The organism is Streptomyces sp. NPDC041122, assembly GCF_055592445.1.
In genome coordinates, this window is sequence record NZ_JBVIYQ010000012.1 from 228,796 (window position 1) to 245,241 (window position 16,446).

Sequence of the window (16,446 nt, forward strand, 5' to 3'; positions counted from 1 at the left end):
CCCACCCGTACGTCCCCGATCACCACGTAGCGCCAAGGAGCCTGGGTCAGATGTCGAACGAGGAGAAGCTTCTCGATCACCTCAAGTGGGTCACCGCGGAGCTGCGCGAGGCCCGCCAAAAGCTCCGCGACAAGGAGTCGGCCGAACCGGTCGCGATCGTGGGCATGGCCTGCCGCTATCCCGGCGGCACGCGCTCCGCCGAGGATCTGTGGCGGCTGGTGCGCGACGAGGGCGACGCGGTCTCCGCGTTCCCCGACGACCGGGGTTGGGACCTGGAGTCGCTCTACCACCCCGACCCGGAACACCCCGGCACCAGCTATGTGCGGGACGGCGCCTTCCTGTACGACGCGGGCGACTTCGACGCCGACTTCTTCGGCATCAGCCCGCGCGAGGCCGTCGCGATGGACCCCCAGCAACGGCTGCTCCTGGAGACCGCCTGGGAGGCCATCGAGCACGCGGGCCTCAACCCGCAGGCGCTGAAGGGCAGCGACACCGGCGTCTTCACCGGCGTGAGCGCCCACGACTACCTGACGCTGATCAGCCAGACGGCCAGCGAGGTGGAGGGGTACATCGGCACCGGCAACCTCGGCAGCGTGGTGTCCGGCCGGATCTCCTACACGCTGGGGCTCGAGGGCCCGGCGGTGACCGTCGACACGGCGTGCTCGTCCTCCCTGGTGGCCATCCATTTGGCGGCGCAGGCGCTGCGCCAGGGCGAGTGCTCCCTCGCGCTGGCCGGCGGCTCGACCGTCATGGCGACGCCCGGCTCGTTCACCGAGTTCTCGCGGCAGCGCGGACTGGCGCCCGACGGGCGGTGCAAGCCGTTCGCGGCCGCCGCCGACGGCACCGGCTGGGGCGAGGGCGCGGGCGTGGTGGCACTCGAACTGCTCTCCGAGGCGCGCCGCCGCGGCCACCAGGTCCTCGCGGTGGTGCGGGGCTCGGCGATCAACCAGGACGGTACGAGCAACGGTCTCGCCGCCCCCAACGGCCCCTCGCAGGAGCGGGTGATCCGCGCCGCGCTGGCCAACGCGCGCCTGTCGCCCGAGGACATCGACGCGGTGGAGGCCCACGGCACGGGCACCACGCTCGGCGACCCCATCGAGGCACAGGCCCTGCTCGCCACGTACGGCCAAGGGCGCCCGGCGGAACGGCCGTTGTGGCTCGGCTCCGTCAAGTCGAACATCGGCCACACACAGGCCGCCGCGGGTGTCGCCGGTGTCATCAAGATGGTCATGGCGCTGCGCAACGAGCGGCTGCCCGCCTCCCTCCACATCGACGCGCCCTCCCCGCATGTGTCGTGGGAGCAGGGCGGCGTGCGGCTGCTCGCCGAGTCGGTCCCCTGGCCGGCGGAGCGGACCCGGCGTGCGGGCATCTCGGCCTTCGGCATCTCCGGCACGAACGCGCATCTGATCCTGGAGGAGGCGCCCGAGGACACACCGGAGTCCGCCGCGGACGAGTCCGCTCCGACGCCCGGCGCGGTGCCGTCATCGGACGGGATGGTGCCGTGGGTGGTCTCCGGGCGGACCGGTGAGGCCCTGCGCGAACAGGCGCGGCGGCTGGGCGTGTACGCGGCCGGGGACACGGGGACAAGGGACACGGGTGCCTCGCCCGTGGAGGTCGGCTGGTCGCTGACCACGACACGGCCCCTGTTCGCGCACCGGGCGGTGGTCGTGGGACACGCTCCCGTCAACACCGCCGCCGGTCTCAGCGCGTTGGCGTCGGGTGAGGCGTCGGCGGATGTGGTGTCCGGTGTGGCCGGTGATGTGGGTCCTGGGCCGGTGTTGGTGTTCCCGGGTCAGGGGTCGCAGTGGGTGGGCATGGGTGCCCAACTCCTGGACGAGTCGCCGGTGTTCGCGGCACGGATCGCGGAGTGTGAACAGGCGCTGTCGGCTTACGTGGACTGGTCGTTGACCGATGTGTTGCGTGGGGACGGGAGTGAGCTGTCTCGCGTTGAGGTCGTGCAGCCGGTGTTGTGGGCGGTGATGGTGTCGCTGGCTGCTGTGTGGGCGGACTGCGGGGTTGTTCCGGCTGCTGTGGTGGGGCATTCGCAGGGTGAGATGGCCGCCGCGTGTGTGGCGGGTGCGTTGTCGTTGGAGGATGCGGCGCGGATCGTTGCCGTACGCAGTGACGCCCTGCGGCAACTGCAGGGGCACGGCGACATGGCCTCCCTGGGGACGGGCCCTGAGCAGGCTGCCGAGCTGATCGGCGACCGGCCGGGCGTGTGCGTCGCCGCCGTCAACGGGCCCTCTTCTACCGTCATTTCGGGTCCGCCCGAGCATGTCGCCGCCGTCGTTGCGGAGGCCGAGGCGCAAGGGTTGCGAGCGCGTGTCATCGATGTGGGCTACGCCTCCCACGGCCCCCAGATCGACGAGCTCCACGACCTGCTCACCGACCGGCTCTCCGACATCCGGCCCTCCTCCACGGACGTGGCGTTCTACTCCACGGTGACCGCCGAACGCCTCGGCGACACCACCGTCCTCGACACCGAGTACTGGGTCACCAACCTCCGCCAACCCGTCCGCTTCGCCGACACCATCGAAGCCCTCCTCGCCGACGGATACCGCCTCTTCATCGAAGCCAGCCCCCACCCCGTCCTCAACCTCGGCATCCAGGAGACGTTCGAGGCCGCGGGCGTCAACGCGATGACCGTCCCCACCCTGCGCCGCGACCAGGGAGGCCGTGCCCAGCTCACGCACGCCGCCGCCCAGGCGTTCGTGGCCGGAGCGGACGTCGACTGGCGGCGCTGGTTCCCGGCCGACCCCGCCCCCCGTACCGTCGGCCTCCCCACCTACGCCTTCCAGCACAAGCACTACTGGGTGGAGCCGCCCGCGGCGGGCGTCCCCGCGGGTGCCGGGCACGATCCGGTCGAGGCGCGGGTGTGGCAGGCCATCGAGGACCTGGACATCGACGCCCTCGTCGACAGCCTGGGCGTCCAGGGGCAGGCCGAGACCGTGGAGGTGCTGGAGCCCGCGCTGCCCGTCCTCTCCGCCTGGCGACGGCGCCACCGCCGGCAGACCACCGTCGACTCCTGGCGCTATCACGTCACGTGGAAGCACCGGCCCGACGGCGCCGCACCCGACCTCAGCGGCACCTGGCTGCTCCTGGTGCCCGCCGCGCACGCCGACCACCCCGTGGTCCGGGCCACCGCGCAGACGCTCGGCGCACACGGCGGCGAGGTGCGCCAGCATGTCGTCGACACGGGCGCGGTGGAGCGCGCGGGTCTCGCGCAGGAGCTGCGGTCCCTGACGGACGGAGGCGCCCGCGCCGGGATCGTCAACCTGCTCGCGCTGGACGAGGAGCCGCATCCCGGGCATCCGGCCGTGCCCGCCGGGCTCGCCGCGACCACCGCCCTCGTCCAGGCCCTGGGCGACCTCGCCGCCGACGGCAACAGCACTCCTGCCGTACGGACCCTCACCCAGGGCGCCGTCTCCACGACCGCCGCCGACGCCCTCACCCACCCGGTGCAGGCCCAGGTCTGGGGCCTCGGGCGCGTCGCCGCGCTGGAGTACCCGCAGTTGTGGGCCGGTCTCATCGATCTCCCGGGGCGCATCGACCACCAGACGCTCACCCGTCTCGCCGCGGCCCTGGCGTTCCGGGACGAGGACCAGGTGGCCGTCCGCCCGGGCGGCGTCCAGGCCCGTCGCCTCGCCCACGCGCCGGCCCGCATGCACGACAGCGGCGTACGGTGGCGGCCCGCGGGGACCACCCTCATCACGGGCGGCACCGGCGGCATCGGCGCGGTCCTCGCCCGCTGGCTCGCCCGGGAGGGCGCCCCGCATCTGCTGCTGACCAGCCGGCGCGGACCCGACGCGCCCGGCGCCGATGAACTCCGCGCAGAACTGGCCCGGTCGGGCGCGGCCGTCACCATCGTCTCGTGCGACGTCGGCGACCGCGAGCAGGTGCGGGGCCTCATCGAGGGCGTACCGGAGGAGCATCCGCTGACGGCCGTGATCCACGCGGCGGGCGTGCCGAACTACATCGGGCTCGGAGACGTGTCGGGCGCGGAGCTGGACGAGGTGCTCCGGCCCAAGGCGCTCGCCGCGCGGCACCTGCACGAGCTGACGCGCGGATCGGATCTCTCGGCGTTCGTGATGTTCTCCTCCGGCGCCGGTGTGTGGGGCAGCGGCCAGCAGGGCGCCTATGGAGCCGCCAACCACTACCTCGACGCGCTCGCCGAACACCGCCGCTCCCAGGGGCTGCCCGCCACCTCCGTCGCCTGGGGGCCCTGGGCCGAGGCCGGCATGGCCTCCGACCAGGCCGCGTTGTCGTTCTTCAGCCGGTTCGGCCTGCACCCGCTGAGCCCGGAGCTGTGCGTGACGGCGCTGCAGCAGGCGCTCGACGCGGGCGAGACAACGCTGACCGTGGCGAACTTCGACTGGGCGCAGTTCACGTCGACGTTCACCGCGCAGCGGCCGAGCCCGCTCCTCGCCGACCTGCCCGAGAACCGCAGGACGAGCGCGCCCACGGCAGCCGACGAGGAGTCCGGGGAGGCGTCCTCGCTCCAGCAGGAGCTCACCGAGGCGAAGCCCGCGCAGCAGCGGCAGTTGATCCTTCAGCACGTACGCGCACAGGCCGCGGCCACGCTCGGGCACGCGGACGTCGACGCCGTACCCTCGACGCAGCCCTTCCAGGAGCTGGGCTTCGACTCGCTGACCGCGGTGGAGCTGCGCAACCGGCTCAACAAGAGCACCGGCCTGACGCTGGCCACCACCGTCGTCTTCGACCACCCCACACCCGACTCCCTCGCCGACCTCCTCCTCGCCGAACTGTCCGGCGACACCTCGGCCGCCGACGCCGCCGCCCCGGCGGCCGTTGCCGCCGCCGACGACGAGCCGATCGCGATCGTCGGCATGGCCTGCCGCTACCCGGGCGACGTCCGCTCCGCCGAGGAGCTGTGGGACCTGGTCACGGCCGGCCGTGACGCCATGGGGGACTTCCCCGACGACCGGGGCTGGGACCTGGAGACGCTGTACGACCCGGACCCGGAGAGCCGGGGCACCAGTTATGTGCGCGAGGGCGGATTCCTCTACGACGCGGGCGACTTCGACGCCGGCTTCTTCGGCATCAGCCCGCGCGAGGCCGTCGCGATGGACCCCCAGCAACGGCTGCTCCTGGAGACCGCCTGGGAGGCCATCGAACGCGCGGGCCTCGACCGGGAGACCCTCAAGGGCAGCAACGCCGGCGTGTACACGGGCCTCACGATCTTCGACTACCTGGCGCTCGTCGGGGAACGCCCCACCGAGGTCGAGGGGTACATCGGCACCGGCAACCTCGGCTGTGTCGCCTCCGGCCGTGTGTCGTACGTCCTCGGGCTCGAAGGCCCGGCGATGACCATCGACACCGGGTGTTCGTCCTCCCTGGTGGCCATCCACCAGGCGGCGCACGCGCTGCGCCAGGGCGAGTGCTCCCTCGCCCTCGCGGGCGGCGCGACGGTGATGGCCACGCCCGGCGCCTTCGTCGAGTTCTCCCTGCAGCGCGGCCTCGCCAAGGACGGGCGCTGCAAGCCGTTCGCAGCCGCCGCCGACGGCACGGGATGGGCCGAGGGAGTCGGCCTGGTCGTCCTCGAACGGCTCTCCGAGGCCCGGCGCAACGGCCACAACGTCCTTGCCGTGATCCGGGGTTCGGCCATCAACCAGGACGGTACGAGCAACGGTCTCACCGCGCCCAACGGCCAGGCGCAGCAGCGCGTGATCCGGCAGGCCCTCGCCAACGCCCGCCTCCGCGCCGAGGACGTCGACGCGATCGAGGCGCACGGCACCGGCACCATGCTGGGCGACCCCATCGAGGCCAGCGCGCTCGTCGCCACGTACGGCAAGGAGCGGCCCGCGGACCGGCCGCTGTGGCTCGGCTCGATCAAGTCGAACATCGGCCACGCCCAGGCGTCGGCGGGCGTCGCCGGAGTCATCAAGATGGTCATGGCGCTGCGCAACGAGCAGTTGCCGGCCTCGCTGCACATCGACTCCCCCACGCCGCACGTGGAGTGGGAGGGGAGCGGTGTGCGTCTCCTGTCGGAGCCGGTCGCCTGGCCGCGCGGCGAACGTCCGCGCCGCGCCGGTGTCTCGGCCTTCGGCATCTCGGGCACGAACGCGCACCTCATCCTGGAGCAGGCTCCCGACTCACCGGAGCCCGTGAGCACTCCGACGGACGACTCGCCTGCCGGCGTGGTTCCGTGGGTGCTGTCGGCGCGCGGCGAGGAGGCGCTGCGGGCACAGGCCGCGCTCCTGGCCGACCGCGCGACGGCCGACCCGCGGCTGACGTCGCCCCTCGACGTGGGCTGGTCACTGGTCAAGACCCGCTCGGTCTTCGAGGACCGGGCCGTGGTCGTGGGCGAGGACCGCGACACACTCCTCGCCGGGCTGCGGTCACTGGCGGCGGGCGAACCCTCCCCGGACGTCGTCGCGGGCACCGTCCAGGGCGCTTCCGGTGCCGGGCCGGTGTTGGTGTTCCCGGGGCAGGGGTCGCAGTGGGTGGGCATGGGCGCCCAACTCCTCGATGAGTCGCCGGTGTTCGCGTCCCGTATCGGTGAGTGTGAGCGGGCGCTGTCGGCTTACGTGGACTGGTCCCTTACGGGCGTGTTGCGTGGGGACGGGAGTGAGCTGTCTCGCGTTGAGGTCGTGCAGCCGGTGCTGTGGGCGGTGATGGTGTCGCTGGCCGCCGTGTGGGCGGACAGCGGGGTCGTACCCGCTGCTGTGGTGGGGCACTCGCAGGGTGAGATGGCCGCGGCGTGTGTGGCGGGTGCGTTGTCGCTGGAGGATGCGGCGCGGATCGTCGCCGTACGCAGTGACGCTCTGCGGCAGTTGCAGGGGCACGGAGATATGGCGTCCCTGGGTACGGGTGCCGAGCGGTCCGCTGAGCTGATCGGCGACCGGCCAGGCGTATGCGTCGCCGCCGTCAACGGGCCGTCCTCTACGGTCATTTCGGGCCCACCCGAGCATGTCGCCGCCGTCGTCGCGGAGGCGGAATCCCAAGGGCTGCGGGCCCGGGTCATCGATGTGGGCTACGCCTCCCACGGCCCCCAGATCGACGCACTCCACGACCTCCTCACCGAGCGCCTGGCGGACATCGCACCGACCCGCACCGACACGGCCTTCTACTCCACGGTGACCGCCGAACGCCTCGACGACACCACCGCCCTCGACACCGAGTACTGGGTCACCAACCTCCGCCAACCCGTCCGCTTCGCCGACACCATCGAAGCCCTCCTCGCCGACGGCTACCGCCTCTTCATCGAGGCCAGCCCCCACCCCGTCCTCAACCTCGGCATGGAAGAGACCATCGAACGGGCCGACCTGCCCGCCACCGTCGTCCCCACCCTCCGACGCGACCACGGCGACGCCACCCAGCTCGCCCGCGCCGCAGCCCACGCCTTCACCGCAGGCGCGGAGATCGACTGGACCAGCTGGTTCCCCGCCGTGCCGCTGCCTCGGGTGGTGGATCTGCCGACGTACGCCTTCCAGCGGGAGCGGTACTGGCTGGAGGGACGCAGGGGTGTCGCCGGGGATCCGGCGGGGCTCGGGCTCGCGTCCGCCGGGCATCCGCTGCTCGGCGCCGCCGTGGAACTCGCGGACGGCAGCAGCCATGTGCTGACCGGCCGGATCTCGCCGCGTGACCAGACGTGGCTGGCGGAGCACCGGGTCATGGACACCGTGCTGCTGCCCGGTTCGGCGTTCGTCGAGCTCGCCCTGCAGGCCGCCGCGCGTACGGGCTGCGAGGAGCTGGCGGAGCTGACCCTGCACACGCCGCTCACCTTCGGGGAGGAGGGCGCTGAGACCGTCGACCTTCAGGTCGCGGTCGGCGCGGTCGCCGAGGACGGCCGTCGCCCCGTGTCCGTCTACTCGCGCCCCACGAGTGAGGGCGAGGAGGCGACGTGGACCCGGCACGCGGCGGGTGTGGTCGCGCCCGCCGAACCGGACGCCGGATCGGGGGACGAACTGGGCTCCACGGCTGACGTCCCGTTCGGCGGGGCCTGGCCGCCACCCGGCGCCACCCCGGTCGGCGGGCAGGATCCGTACGACGAACTCGCCGCGCACGGCTACGACTTCGGGCCCGGGTCCCAGGGGCTCGTGAGCGCCTGGCGGCTCGGGGACGACATCTTCGCCGAGGTGGCGCTGCCCGAGACGGAGAGCGGCCGGGCCGACCGCTACCAGGTGCATCCGGTGCTCCTCGACGCCACCCTGCACGCGCTGATCCTGGACGCGGTCACCTCGTCCGCGGAGACCGGCCAGGTACTGCTGCCGTTCTCCTGGAGCGGGCTGCGGGTGCACGCGTCCGGCGCGGACCGGCTGCGGGTCCGCATCGCACGGACCGGCACCGACCAACTGGCCCTGACCGCCGTGGACAGCGGTGGCTCCCCGGCGCTGAGCTTGGAGTCGCTGACGGTGCGGCCGGTGGGCGCACATCAGATCGCCGGGTCGCGTGCGGCGGACCGCGACGCGCTCTTCGGGCTCGTATGGGCGAAGACGGCCGCCGTGGCCGACGACGGAAGCGGCGCCACGCGTCCCGCCGTGGTGGCGCCGGCCCACGAGCCGCTGGGCGCCTTGCTCGCCGGTGCGCTGTCCGATGCCCCCGTGTGGGACACGTTCGACGCGCTGCGCGCCGGTGTGGAAGCGGGCGGCGAGACTCCCGATGTCGTACTCGCCGTGTGCACCGGGCCCGAGGCGCGTCCGGGGAATGGGGCGGGCGCACGCGGTGACGGGGGCGGCACGAGTGCGGCCGGGGAGGCGCGGGCGGCCGCCGTGGCGCTGCTGTCGCTGCTGAAGGAGTGGGTCGACGACCCGGCGTTCACGGCCGGCCGCCTCGTCGTCGTCACCCGGGGCGCGGTGGCGACCAGGGCCGGCGAGGCCCTCGGCGATGTGCCGGGTGCCGCCCTGTGGGGCCTGGTGCGCAGCGCGCAGGCGGAGAACCCCGGCCGTCTCACTCTGCTCGACCTCGACGAGCTGGACGCGTCTCTCGGTGCGCTGTCCGGCGTACTCGCCTCACGCGAGCCGGAGTTGGCGCTGCGTGACGGGCAGGCGTATGTGCCGCGGCTCGTACGCGACGACATCTCGGCGCGGCTGGCGCCGCCGGTCGGGTCGGCCACGTGGCGCCTCGCCCGGGCCGGGGCGGAAGGGGCCGGTTCCGGACGGCAGTTGTCGCTCGTCGACGCTCCCGAGGCGGGGCGGGCGCTGGAGCCGCACGAGGTGCGGGTGACGCTGCGGGCCGCCGCGCCCGGTACGGGAACGCTCGGGGCGGACGCTCTGCCGGGGGCGGGCTCGGCCGCGAGTGCGGGCTCGGTCGAAGGTGCCGGCGTGGTGGTCGAGGTCGGCGGCGCGGCGGGCGCGTTGGCCGTGGGCGACCGCGTGATGGGTGTGTTCGACGCGGTCGGCCCGGTGGCCGTCGCCGATGCCGGGATGGTCATACCCGTGCCGACCGGCTGGGGTTGGGCACGGGCGGCGGGGTCGCTGGGAGCCTATGTGGCCGCGTACCACGTTCTGGCGGATGTCGTCGTGCCGCGCGGCGGGGAGTCGCTGCTGGTCGAGGAGGAGACCGGTTCCGTCGGCCGGGCCGTGCTGGGTCTCGCCGCGCACTGGCACCTCGATGTGGTCGGCGGCGGTCTGTCGGCCCGCGGATCGGGCGCCGAGCAGACGGCCGACGTGGCCGATGTGGCCATAGGGCGGCAGGACACGACGGCCACGCCCGGCGAGGGCGTCGGCGAGGAGGCCCTGGTCGTCCGGCATTCCGGGCCCCGTGCCGGTTCCGGTTCCGGTGACGCGGGCGGCGCGGGACAGCCCGTCGCCCCCGCCGGACCCGAGCGCGTACGTGAAATCCTTGCCGAACTGGCCCAGTTGGCCGACGACGGCGCCCTGGAGCCGCTCGACGTCTCGGTGTGGGACGTCCGGCAGGCGCCCGCGGCGCAGGCCGCACCCCCGTCACCCGGCACCACCGCCGTGTTCACGCTCCCCGTCCGCTTCGACCCCGACGGCACCGTCCTCATCACCGGCGGCACCGGCGCCCTCGGCGCCCTCACGGCACGTCATCTGGTGGGCCGCCACGGCGCCCGGCACCTGCTCCTGTCCAGCAGGCGCGGGGCCGACGCGCCGGGCGCCCTGGAGCTGGCGGCGGAACTCTCCGCGCTCGGCGCGCGGGTCACCTTCGCCGCCTGCGACCCGGGCGAGCGCGAGGCGGCCACCGCGCTCGTGGAGTCGGTGCCCGCGGAGCATCCGCTGACCGCCGTCTTCCACTGCGCGGGCACCGTGAGCGACGCGGTGGTGCAGAACCTCACGGCTGACCAGGTCGAGGCGGTGATGCGGGTGAAGGCGGACGCCGCGTGGCACCTGCACGAGCTGACGCGGGACGCCGACCTGTCCGCGTTCGTCCTGTACTCCTCGGTCGCCGGACTGCTCGGCGGCCCGGGCCAGGGCAGCTACACGGCCGCCAACGCCTTCCTCGACGCGCTGGCCCGCCACCGGTACGGCACCGGGCTCGCGGCCACCTCGCTGGCCTGGGGCTACTGGGATCTGGAGAGCGGGATGTCGGGCCGGCTCACCGACGCCGACCGGGCCCGCCACGCCCGCGCCGGCGTGGTCGGACTCGCCGCCGACGAGGGGCTCGCGCTGCTCGACACCGCGTGGGCCGCCGGTCTGCCCCTCCTGGCACCGGTCCGCCTGGACCTGACCCGGATGCGGCGGCAGGCCCGGAGCCACCCGGCCCCCGCGCTCCTGCGGGACCTGGTGCGCGGCACGAGCAGGAGCGGCGGCTCCGGTACGACCGGGTCGTCCGCACTCCTCAAGGCGCTGGCCCGGATGTCCGACGCGGAGCGGGAGGAGGCGCTGCTCGACCTGGTGCGTACGCACATCGCCGCCGTCCTCGGCTACGACGCGGCGACCCCGGTCAACGCGACGCAGGGGCTGCGGGAGCTCGGCTTCGACTCGCTGACGGCGGTGGAGCTGCGCAACCGGCTCTCGACCGCGACCGGCCTGAAGCTGCCCGCCACGTTCGTCTTCGACCACCCCAACCCCGCGGAGCTCGCCGCGCACCTGGGGCAGGAGCTCGCGCCCCGCGCGGCGGATCCGCTCGCCGGCGTCCTCGCGGAGTTCGAGCGGCTGGAGAGCTCGCTCCTTTCGGTCTCGTCGAAGGACGGCACCGCACGGGCCGAGCTGGCCGGGCGGCTCCGCGCCACGCTGGCCCGGCTCGACACCCCGGCGCGGCCGACGGGCGAGGCGGCGGTGGCCGCCCGCATCCAGGACGCGTCGGCCGACGAGATCTTCGCGTTCATCGACCGGGACCTCGGCAGGGACAGCGGCAACGGACAGGCAGTGGAGGGACAGCGATGAGCGAAGGGGAGCGACAACGGTGAACGAAGGGGAGGAACAGCGGTGAACGAGTTCGCCCGCAAGCAGCGCGCGCAGGAGCACAGCCGCCGGATCAACGCCGGGGACCTCGACGCGCTCGTCGAGCTGTACGCACCCGACGCCGTCCTCGAGGACCCGGTCGGCCACCCGCCGGTCACCGGCCACGCGCGGCTGCGCGCCCACTACGCGCGTCTCTTCTCCGCGCGGCTGCGGGAGGAGGCGGAACAGCCCGTCGCCGGGCAGGACGCGGCGCACGCGCTGATCCAGGTCGTCTCCGAGATGGACTACCTGCCCGTGGGCCCCTCGTACGCCGAGCGGGGCTGGCTCAAGGCCCCCGACGCCCCGGAGACGGCACGGATACGGCGTACGGCGATGCTCGTGATCCGCATGGACCCGTCCGGCCTCATCCGGCATCTGAAGTCGTACTGGGGCACATCCGATCTCACGGTCCTCGGCTGAACCGCAGGCCGAGGCCCCACCCCGCACTGGAGGTGCTATGCCCGACGAGGCCACCCGCAAGCAGATGGCCGTCGACTACGCCGAGCGGATCAACGCCGGCGACATCGAGGGCGTCCTCGACCTGTTCACGGACGACATCGTCTTCGAGGACCCCGTGGGGCGGCCGCCGATGGTGGGCAAGGACGATCTGCGCAGGCACCTCGAACTCGCCGTCTCCTGCGGTACGCACGAGGTGCCGGACCCGCCGATGACCTCGATGGACGACCGGTTCGTGGTGACGCCGACGACGGTCACCGTACAGCGCCCGCGGCCCATGACCTTCCGCATCGTCGGCATCGTCGAGCTCGACGAGAACGGTCTGGGGCGCCGGGTCCAGGCGTTCTGGGGAGTGACGGACGTGACCATGGACGAGCCCGCCGACAGCAGCCATCCCGAAGGGATCCGCGCGTGACCACCACCCGACCCGCACACGCCGTCGTACTGGGCGCCAGCATGGCAGGCACCCTGGCGGCCCACGCCCTGGCCCGGCACGTGGACACCGTCACCGTCGTCGAACGGGACGCGCTGCCCGAGGAGCCCCTGCACCGCAAGGGCGTCCCGCAGGGCCGCCACGCCCACCTGCTGTGGTCCAACGGCGCCCGACTGATCGAGGAGATGCTGCCGGGCACCACCGAGCGCCTCCTCGCGGCGGGCGCCCGCCGCCTCGGCTTTCCCGAGGACCTGGTGACGCTGACCGGGCAGGGCTGGCAACACCGCTTCCCCGCCACGCAGTTCGCGCTGGTCGCCAGCCGCCCGCTGCTCGATCTGACGGTGCGCGGGCAGGCACTCGCGGCCGGCAACATCACCGTCCGGCAGCGCACCGAGGCCGTGGAGCTGACGGGTGACGGCCGCCGGGTCACCGGTGTCGTCGTACGCGAGGTCGACGGCGGCCGGCAGGAGACCCTGGAGGCGGACCTGGTGATCGACGCCACCGGGCGCGGCTCCCGCCTCAAGCAGTGGCTGTCGGCGCTCGGCGTGCCCGCCCTGGAGGAGGACGTGGTGGATGCGGGCGTCGCCTACGCCACCCGGCTCTTCCAGGCGCCGCCCGGCGCGACGACCCGCTTCCCCGCCGTCAACATCGCGGCGGACGACCGGGTGCGCGAGCCGGGCCGCTTCGGTGTGGTCTACCCCATCGAGGGCGGCCGCTGGCTCGCGACGCTCTCCTGCACGCGCGGTGCCCAACTGCCGACCACGGAGGACGAGTTCGTACCGTTCGCCGAGAACCTCAACCACCCGGTCATCGCCCATCTCCTGCGCGACGCCGAACCGCTCACTCCCGTCTACGGTTCCCGCTCCGGAGCGAACCGCCGCCTCTATCCGGAGCGTCAGGAGCGGTGGCCCGACGGCCTGGTCGTCATCGGCGACTCGCTCACCGCGTTCAACCCGATCTACGGGCACGGCATGAGCTCGGCCGCGCGCTGTGCCGACACGATCGACCGGGAGCTCACCCGCCAACCGTGGGGTGGTCCCGGCGCCGCCCTCGCCCTGCAGAAGGCGATCGGCGCGGCGGTCGACGATCCGTGGATCCTGGCCACGACCAAGGACATCGACTACGTCAACTGCCGGGTGTCCGCGACGGATCCGCGCCTCATCGGGATGGACACCGAGCAGCGGCTGCGGTTCGCCGAGGCCATCACCGCGGCGTCGATCCGCTCACCGAAGGCGTCCGAGATCGTCACGGACGTGATGAGCCTCAACGCGCCGCAGACCGAACTGGGCTCCAACCGTTTCCTGATGGCGATGCGCGCCGACGAGCGCCTCCCGGAACTCACCGCGCCGCCGTTCCTGCCCGAGGAGTTGGACGTGGTGGGCCTCGACGCCGCGGCCATCGCGCCGGAGGCGGTGCGCTCCTGAGCGGATGCGCCCTGCGCACCGCGGTTGCGCCTTGCGCGCCGCACTGACACAGATCGTCAAGTGATCGGTTCTCTCGGGGCTGGTCGCCGCACTGTTTCTGGACGAGGGTTTCCAGGAGTCGGCAGTGCGGTGTTCCGTCGCGCGCCGCGTCCGCTGTCGCGCCGCGTGTTCGGGCGCGTCCACGAGAGAAGGAACCAACTCATGCGTGCCCTTGTGGTCGATCACGGCGAGGCGGGCCCCGTCCGGTTCGCCGATGTGGACGAGCCCGTGCCGTCCCGCTCCGAGGCGTTGGTCGAGGTGCGGCACATCGCGCTCAACTTCGGGGAGTTGAACTATCCGGACCGGTGGCCGGCCGGCGCCGTGCACGGTCACGACGCGGCCGGCGTCGTGGTGCGCGCCGCGTCCGACGGCTCGGGGCCGCCCGAGGGCACGCGTGTCGCCGTGGGCATGGCTCCCCACGCGTGGGCGGAGCGGGTGGCGGTCGCCCCCGCCTCGCTCGGCACCGTTCCCGAGGGCGTGGACCTGGCCGATGCCGCGGCGCTGGGGATCGCCGGGGTCACCGCACTGCGGGTGCTGCGCACGCGTTCGCTGCTGGCGCGCGATCTCCTGGTGACCGGCGCCAGCGGGGGCGTGGGGCACTTCGCCGTCCAGTTGGCGGCGCTGGCGGGTGCCCGGGTGACGGCGCTGGTGGGGTCGCCGGAGCGGGCGGGCGGACTGCGCGGCCTCGGGGCCGCCGCGGTGGTGACCGACCTGGCCGGGACCGGGGACCGGTTCGACCTCGTCCTGGACACGGTCGGTGGGCCACTGATGGCCCGGGCGTGGAGCGCCCTCGCCGAGGGCGGCACCCTCCATGTGGTCGGATACTCCTCGGGGCAGGAGACCACCTTCCCGTCCGGCACCTTGTTCGGCTTCGGCGCGCCCCGCAACATCACCACCTTCGGCGACATGACGCCGACCGGCGGGGAGCTGACGGACCTGCTGGGCCTGATGGCCGCGGGGAGGCTCACGGCGCCGCTCGGGCTGCGGGGCGGCTGGCGGGACGTGGACGACGCCGTCCGGGCGCTGTTCGCGAGGAAGGTGCACGGAAAGATCGTTCTCGACGTGCTCTGACGCCCGTCGACGAGAAGGGACAGCATGGACGTGCTGGCGGAGGCCCTGCGGGTCTCGGGTGCGCGAGGAGCGCTCGGGGTCGTGCTGAAGGCCGGCGGAACCTGGGGCCTGTGGCTGGAGTCCTCTCCGGCAGCGGCACTGCACGTGGTGTCCCGCGGCACGGCGTGGCTCCACGTCCCGGGCGCGAAGCCCGTGGAGCTCCGGGCGGGAGACGCCGTCCTGTTGTCGCCGGGCACCGCCCACGGGCTGGCCGCCGGGTCGAGTACGACGATGGGTCCCTGTGACCGGGAGGCGACGGACCGGGCCCTCGCCGACGGCAGCCCGGTGCGTCTGGGCTCGGGGCCGGAGCGGACGGAAGTGCTCGTCCTGCGCTACGAGCAGGACCCGGAGGTGCGGACGCCCGTACTCACCTCCCTCGCCCGGCCCCTGCACGTCACCGGCCGGGAGAACGGGCAGCTCGGAAAGACCGTCGAGCTGCTCACGGCGGAGCTCGCGCAACCGCAGATCGGCACCACCGCCGCCGTCAACAGCATCGTCGACCTGCTGCTCATCCAGTTCGTCCGCGTCTGGTTGGCGCGTAACCCGGAGCAGCGGTCCGCCTCCTGGCTGGGCGCGCTGCGTGACCCGGTGGTGCGCGAGGCGCTGGCACGCGTCCACGCCCGGCCGGAACACCCCTGGACCACCGAGTCCCTCGCGGCCGCGACGGCGGTCTCGCGGACGACGCTGTCCAGGCGATTCCGGTCCGCCCTCGGACAGACACCGGGCGCCTACGTGACGCAGTGGCGCATCGACCTGGCGTCCGTCCGGCTCCGCGACACCGACGAGCCGGTCGAGTCGGTCTCCGGGGCCGTCGGCTACGCCTCTCCGCACGCTTTCAGCCGGGCCTTCCGGCGCGCCCGGGGCATGCCTCCGGGCGAGTACCGTTCCCGACTCCGCGGGTGAGCCGGGCCGTCTGCCGCAAGCAACTCCTCGACGGCAGGCGGGCGATGCGACCACACCGGCACGGAACGCCAACGGTCAGGAACCCTTCCCGTCAGCCCAGCGACGCGCTCGCCACCCGCAGCTCGTCCAGGGCCGCCAGGACGTATCCGGCGAGTTCGCCCTCGCCGTCCCGGTCGCCGTCGGACCACTGGGCGAATCCGCGCTTGAAGGCGAGGACGCCCAGTTCGCTCGCGAGGGCCGCCGTGGCGTCGGGCAGGCCGCGGGCGACCAGGGCGGCCGTCATCGCGGCGGCGAGGCTGACGGTCTTGAGCGCGTCACGCTCCTGTAGCTCGACGCAGGACGCGATGGCCGCCTTCACGCGCGGGGCGAGCTCGCGGTTCATGGGACCCATCGCACTCGACGCGCGCTCCAGCCCGGCGGCGACCGCCTCGAGCGGGGTGGCACGGCCGGGCGCCTCGGCGATGCCCTCCGTCAGCAGCCGGCTCAGCGTCTCCTGCCCGGCCACCAGCAGCTCCCGTTTGTCGGGGAAGTGCCGGAAGAAGGTGCTCTTGGTGACCCCGGCACGCTCGGCGATCTGCGTGACCGTCGTGGCGTCGTACCCCTGCTCGGTGAAGAGGTCGACCGCGGCCACGACGAGGCGCTCACGCGCACCTGGTTCCCACCTGCCCATGGGGCCAGCATATGCGAGGGGACTCTTGTCCCGTCACCCTGGTAG

The 16,446-nt window shown here is 73.6% G+C and carries 7 protein-coding genes; 6 read left to right on the forward strand and 1 reads right to left on the reverse strand.

The features are described from left to right. Positions 1-50: 50 nt before the first annotated feature. The 6 genes from ACZ6B8_RS35955 (at position 51) to ACZ6B8_RS35980 (ending at position 15,731) form a co-directional block, all read left to right on the forward strand. Positions 51-11,309, forward strand: a complete 11,259-nt coding sequence (locus tag ACZ6B8_RS35955; protein WP_471609955.1) for a type I polyketide synthase — start codon at positions 51-53, stop codon at positions 11,307-11,309. Positions 11,310-11,351: 42 nt separating this feature from the next. Further along, positions 11,352-11,786, forward strand: coding sequence for a nuclear transport factor 2 family protein (locus tag ACZ6B8_RS35960; protein ID WP_471609956.1), 435 nt, complete (start codon positions 11,352-11,354; stop codon positions 11,784-11,786). A gap of 37 nt (positions 11,787-11,823) precedes the next feature. After that, the gene (locus ACZ6B8_RS35965) at positions 11,824-12,237 is read left to right on the forward strand and encodes a nuclear transport factor 2 family protein (protein ID WP_358708764.1); all 414 of its coding nucleotides are present in this window, start codon (positions 11,824-11,826) and stop codon (positions 12,235-12,237) included. Then, entirely contained in the window at positions 12,234-13,679 is a 1,446-nt protein-coding gene (locus ACZ6B8_RS35970) for an NAD(P)/FAD-dependent oxidoreductase (RefSeq protein ID WP_471609957.1), read from the forward strand. Before ACZ6B8_RS35965 ends, ACZ6B8_RS35970 begins: the two co-directional genes overlap by 4 nt. Positions 13,680-13,880: 201 nt before the next feature. Then, a complete protein-coding gene (locus ACZ6B8_RS35975; RefSeq protein ID WP_471609958.1) occupies positions 13,881-14,789 on the forward strand; it encodes a zinc-binding dehydrogenase in 909 nt (302 codons plus the stop codon). 24 nt (positions 14,790-14,813) lie between these two features. Then, entirely contained in the window at positions 14,814-15,731 is a 918-nt protein-coding gene (locus ACZ6B8_RS35980; RefSeq protein ID WP_471609959.1) for a cupin domain-containing protein, read from the forward strand. Positions 15,732-15,822: 91 nt separating this feature from the next. Here the strand turns inward: ACZ6B8_RS35980 and ACZ6B8_RS35985 are convergent, their stop codons facing one another. Beyond that, positions 15,823-16,401 (reverse strand): TetR/AcrR family transcriptional regulator, encoded by a 579-nt coding sequence (locus ACZ6B8_RS35985; RefSeq protein ID WP_471072299.1) that lies wholly within the window; start codon positions 16,399-16,401, stop codon positions 15,823-15,825. Between the last annotated feature and the right edge of the window lie 45 nt (positions 16,402-16,446).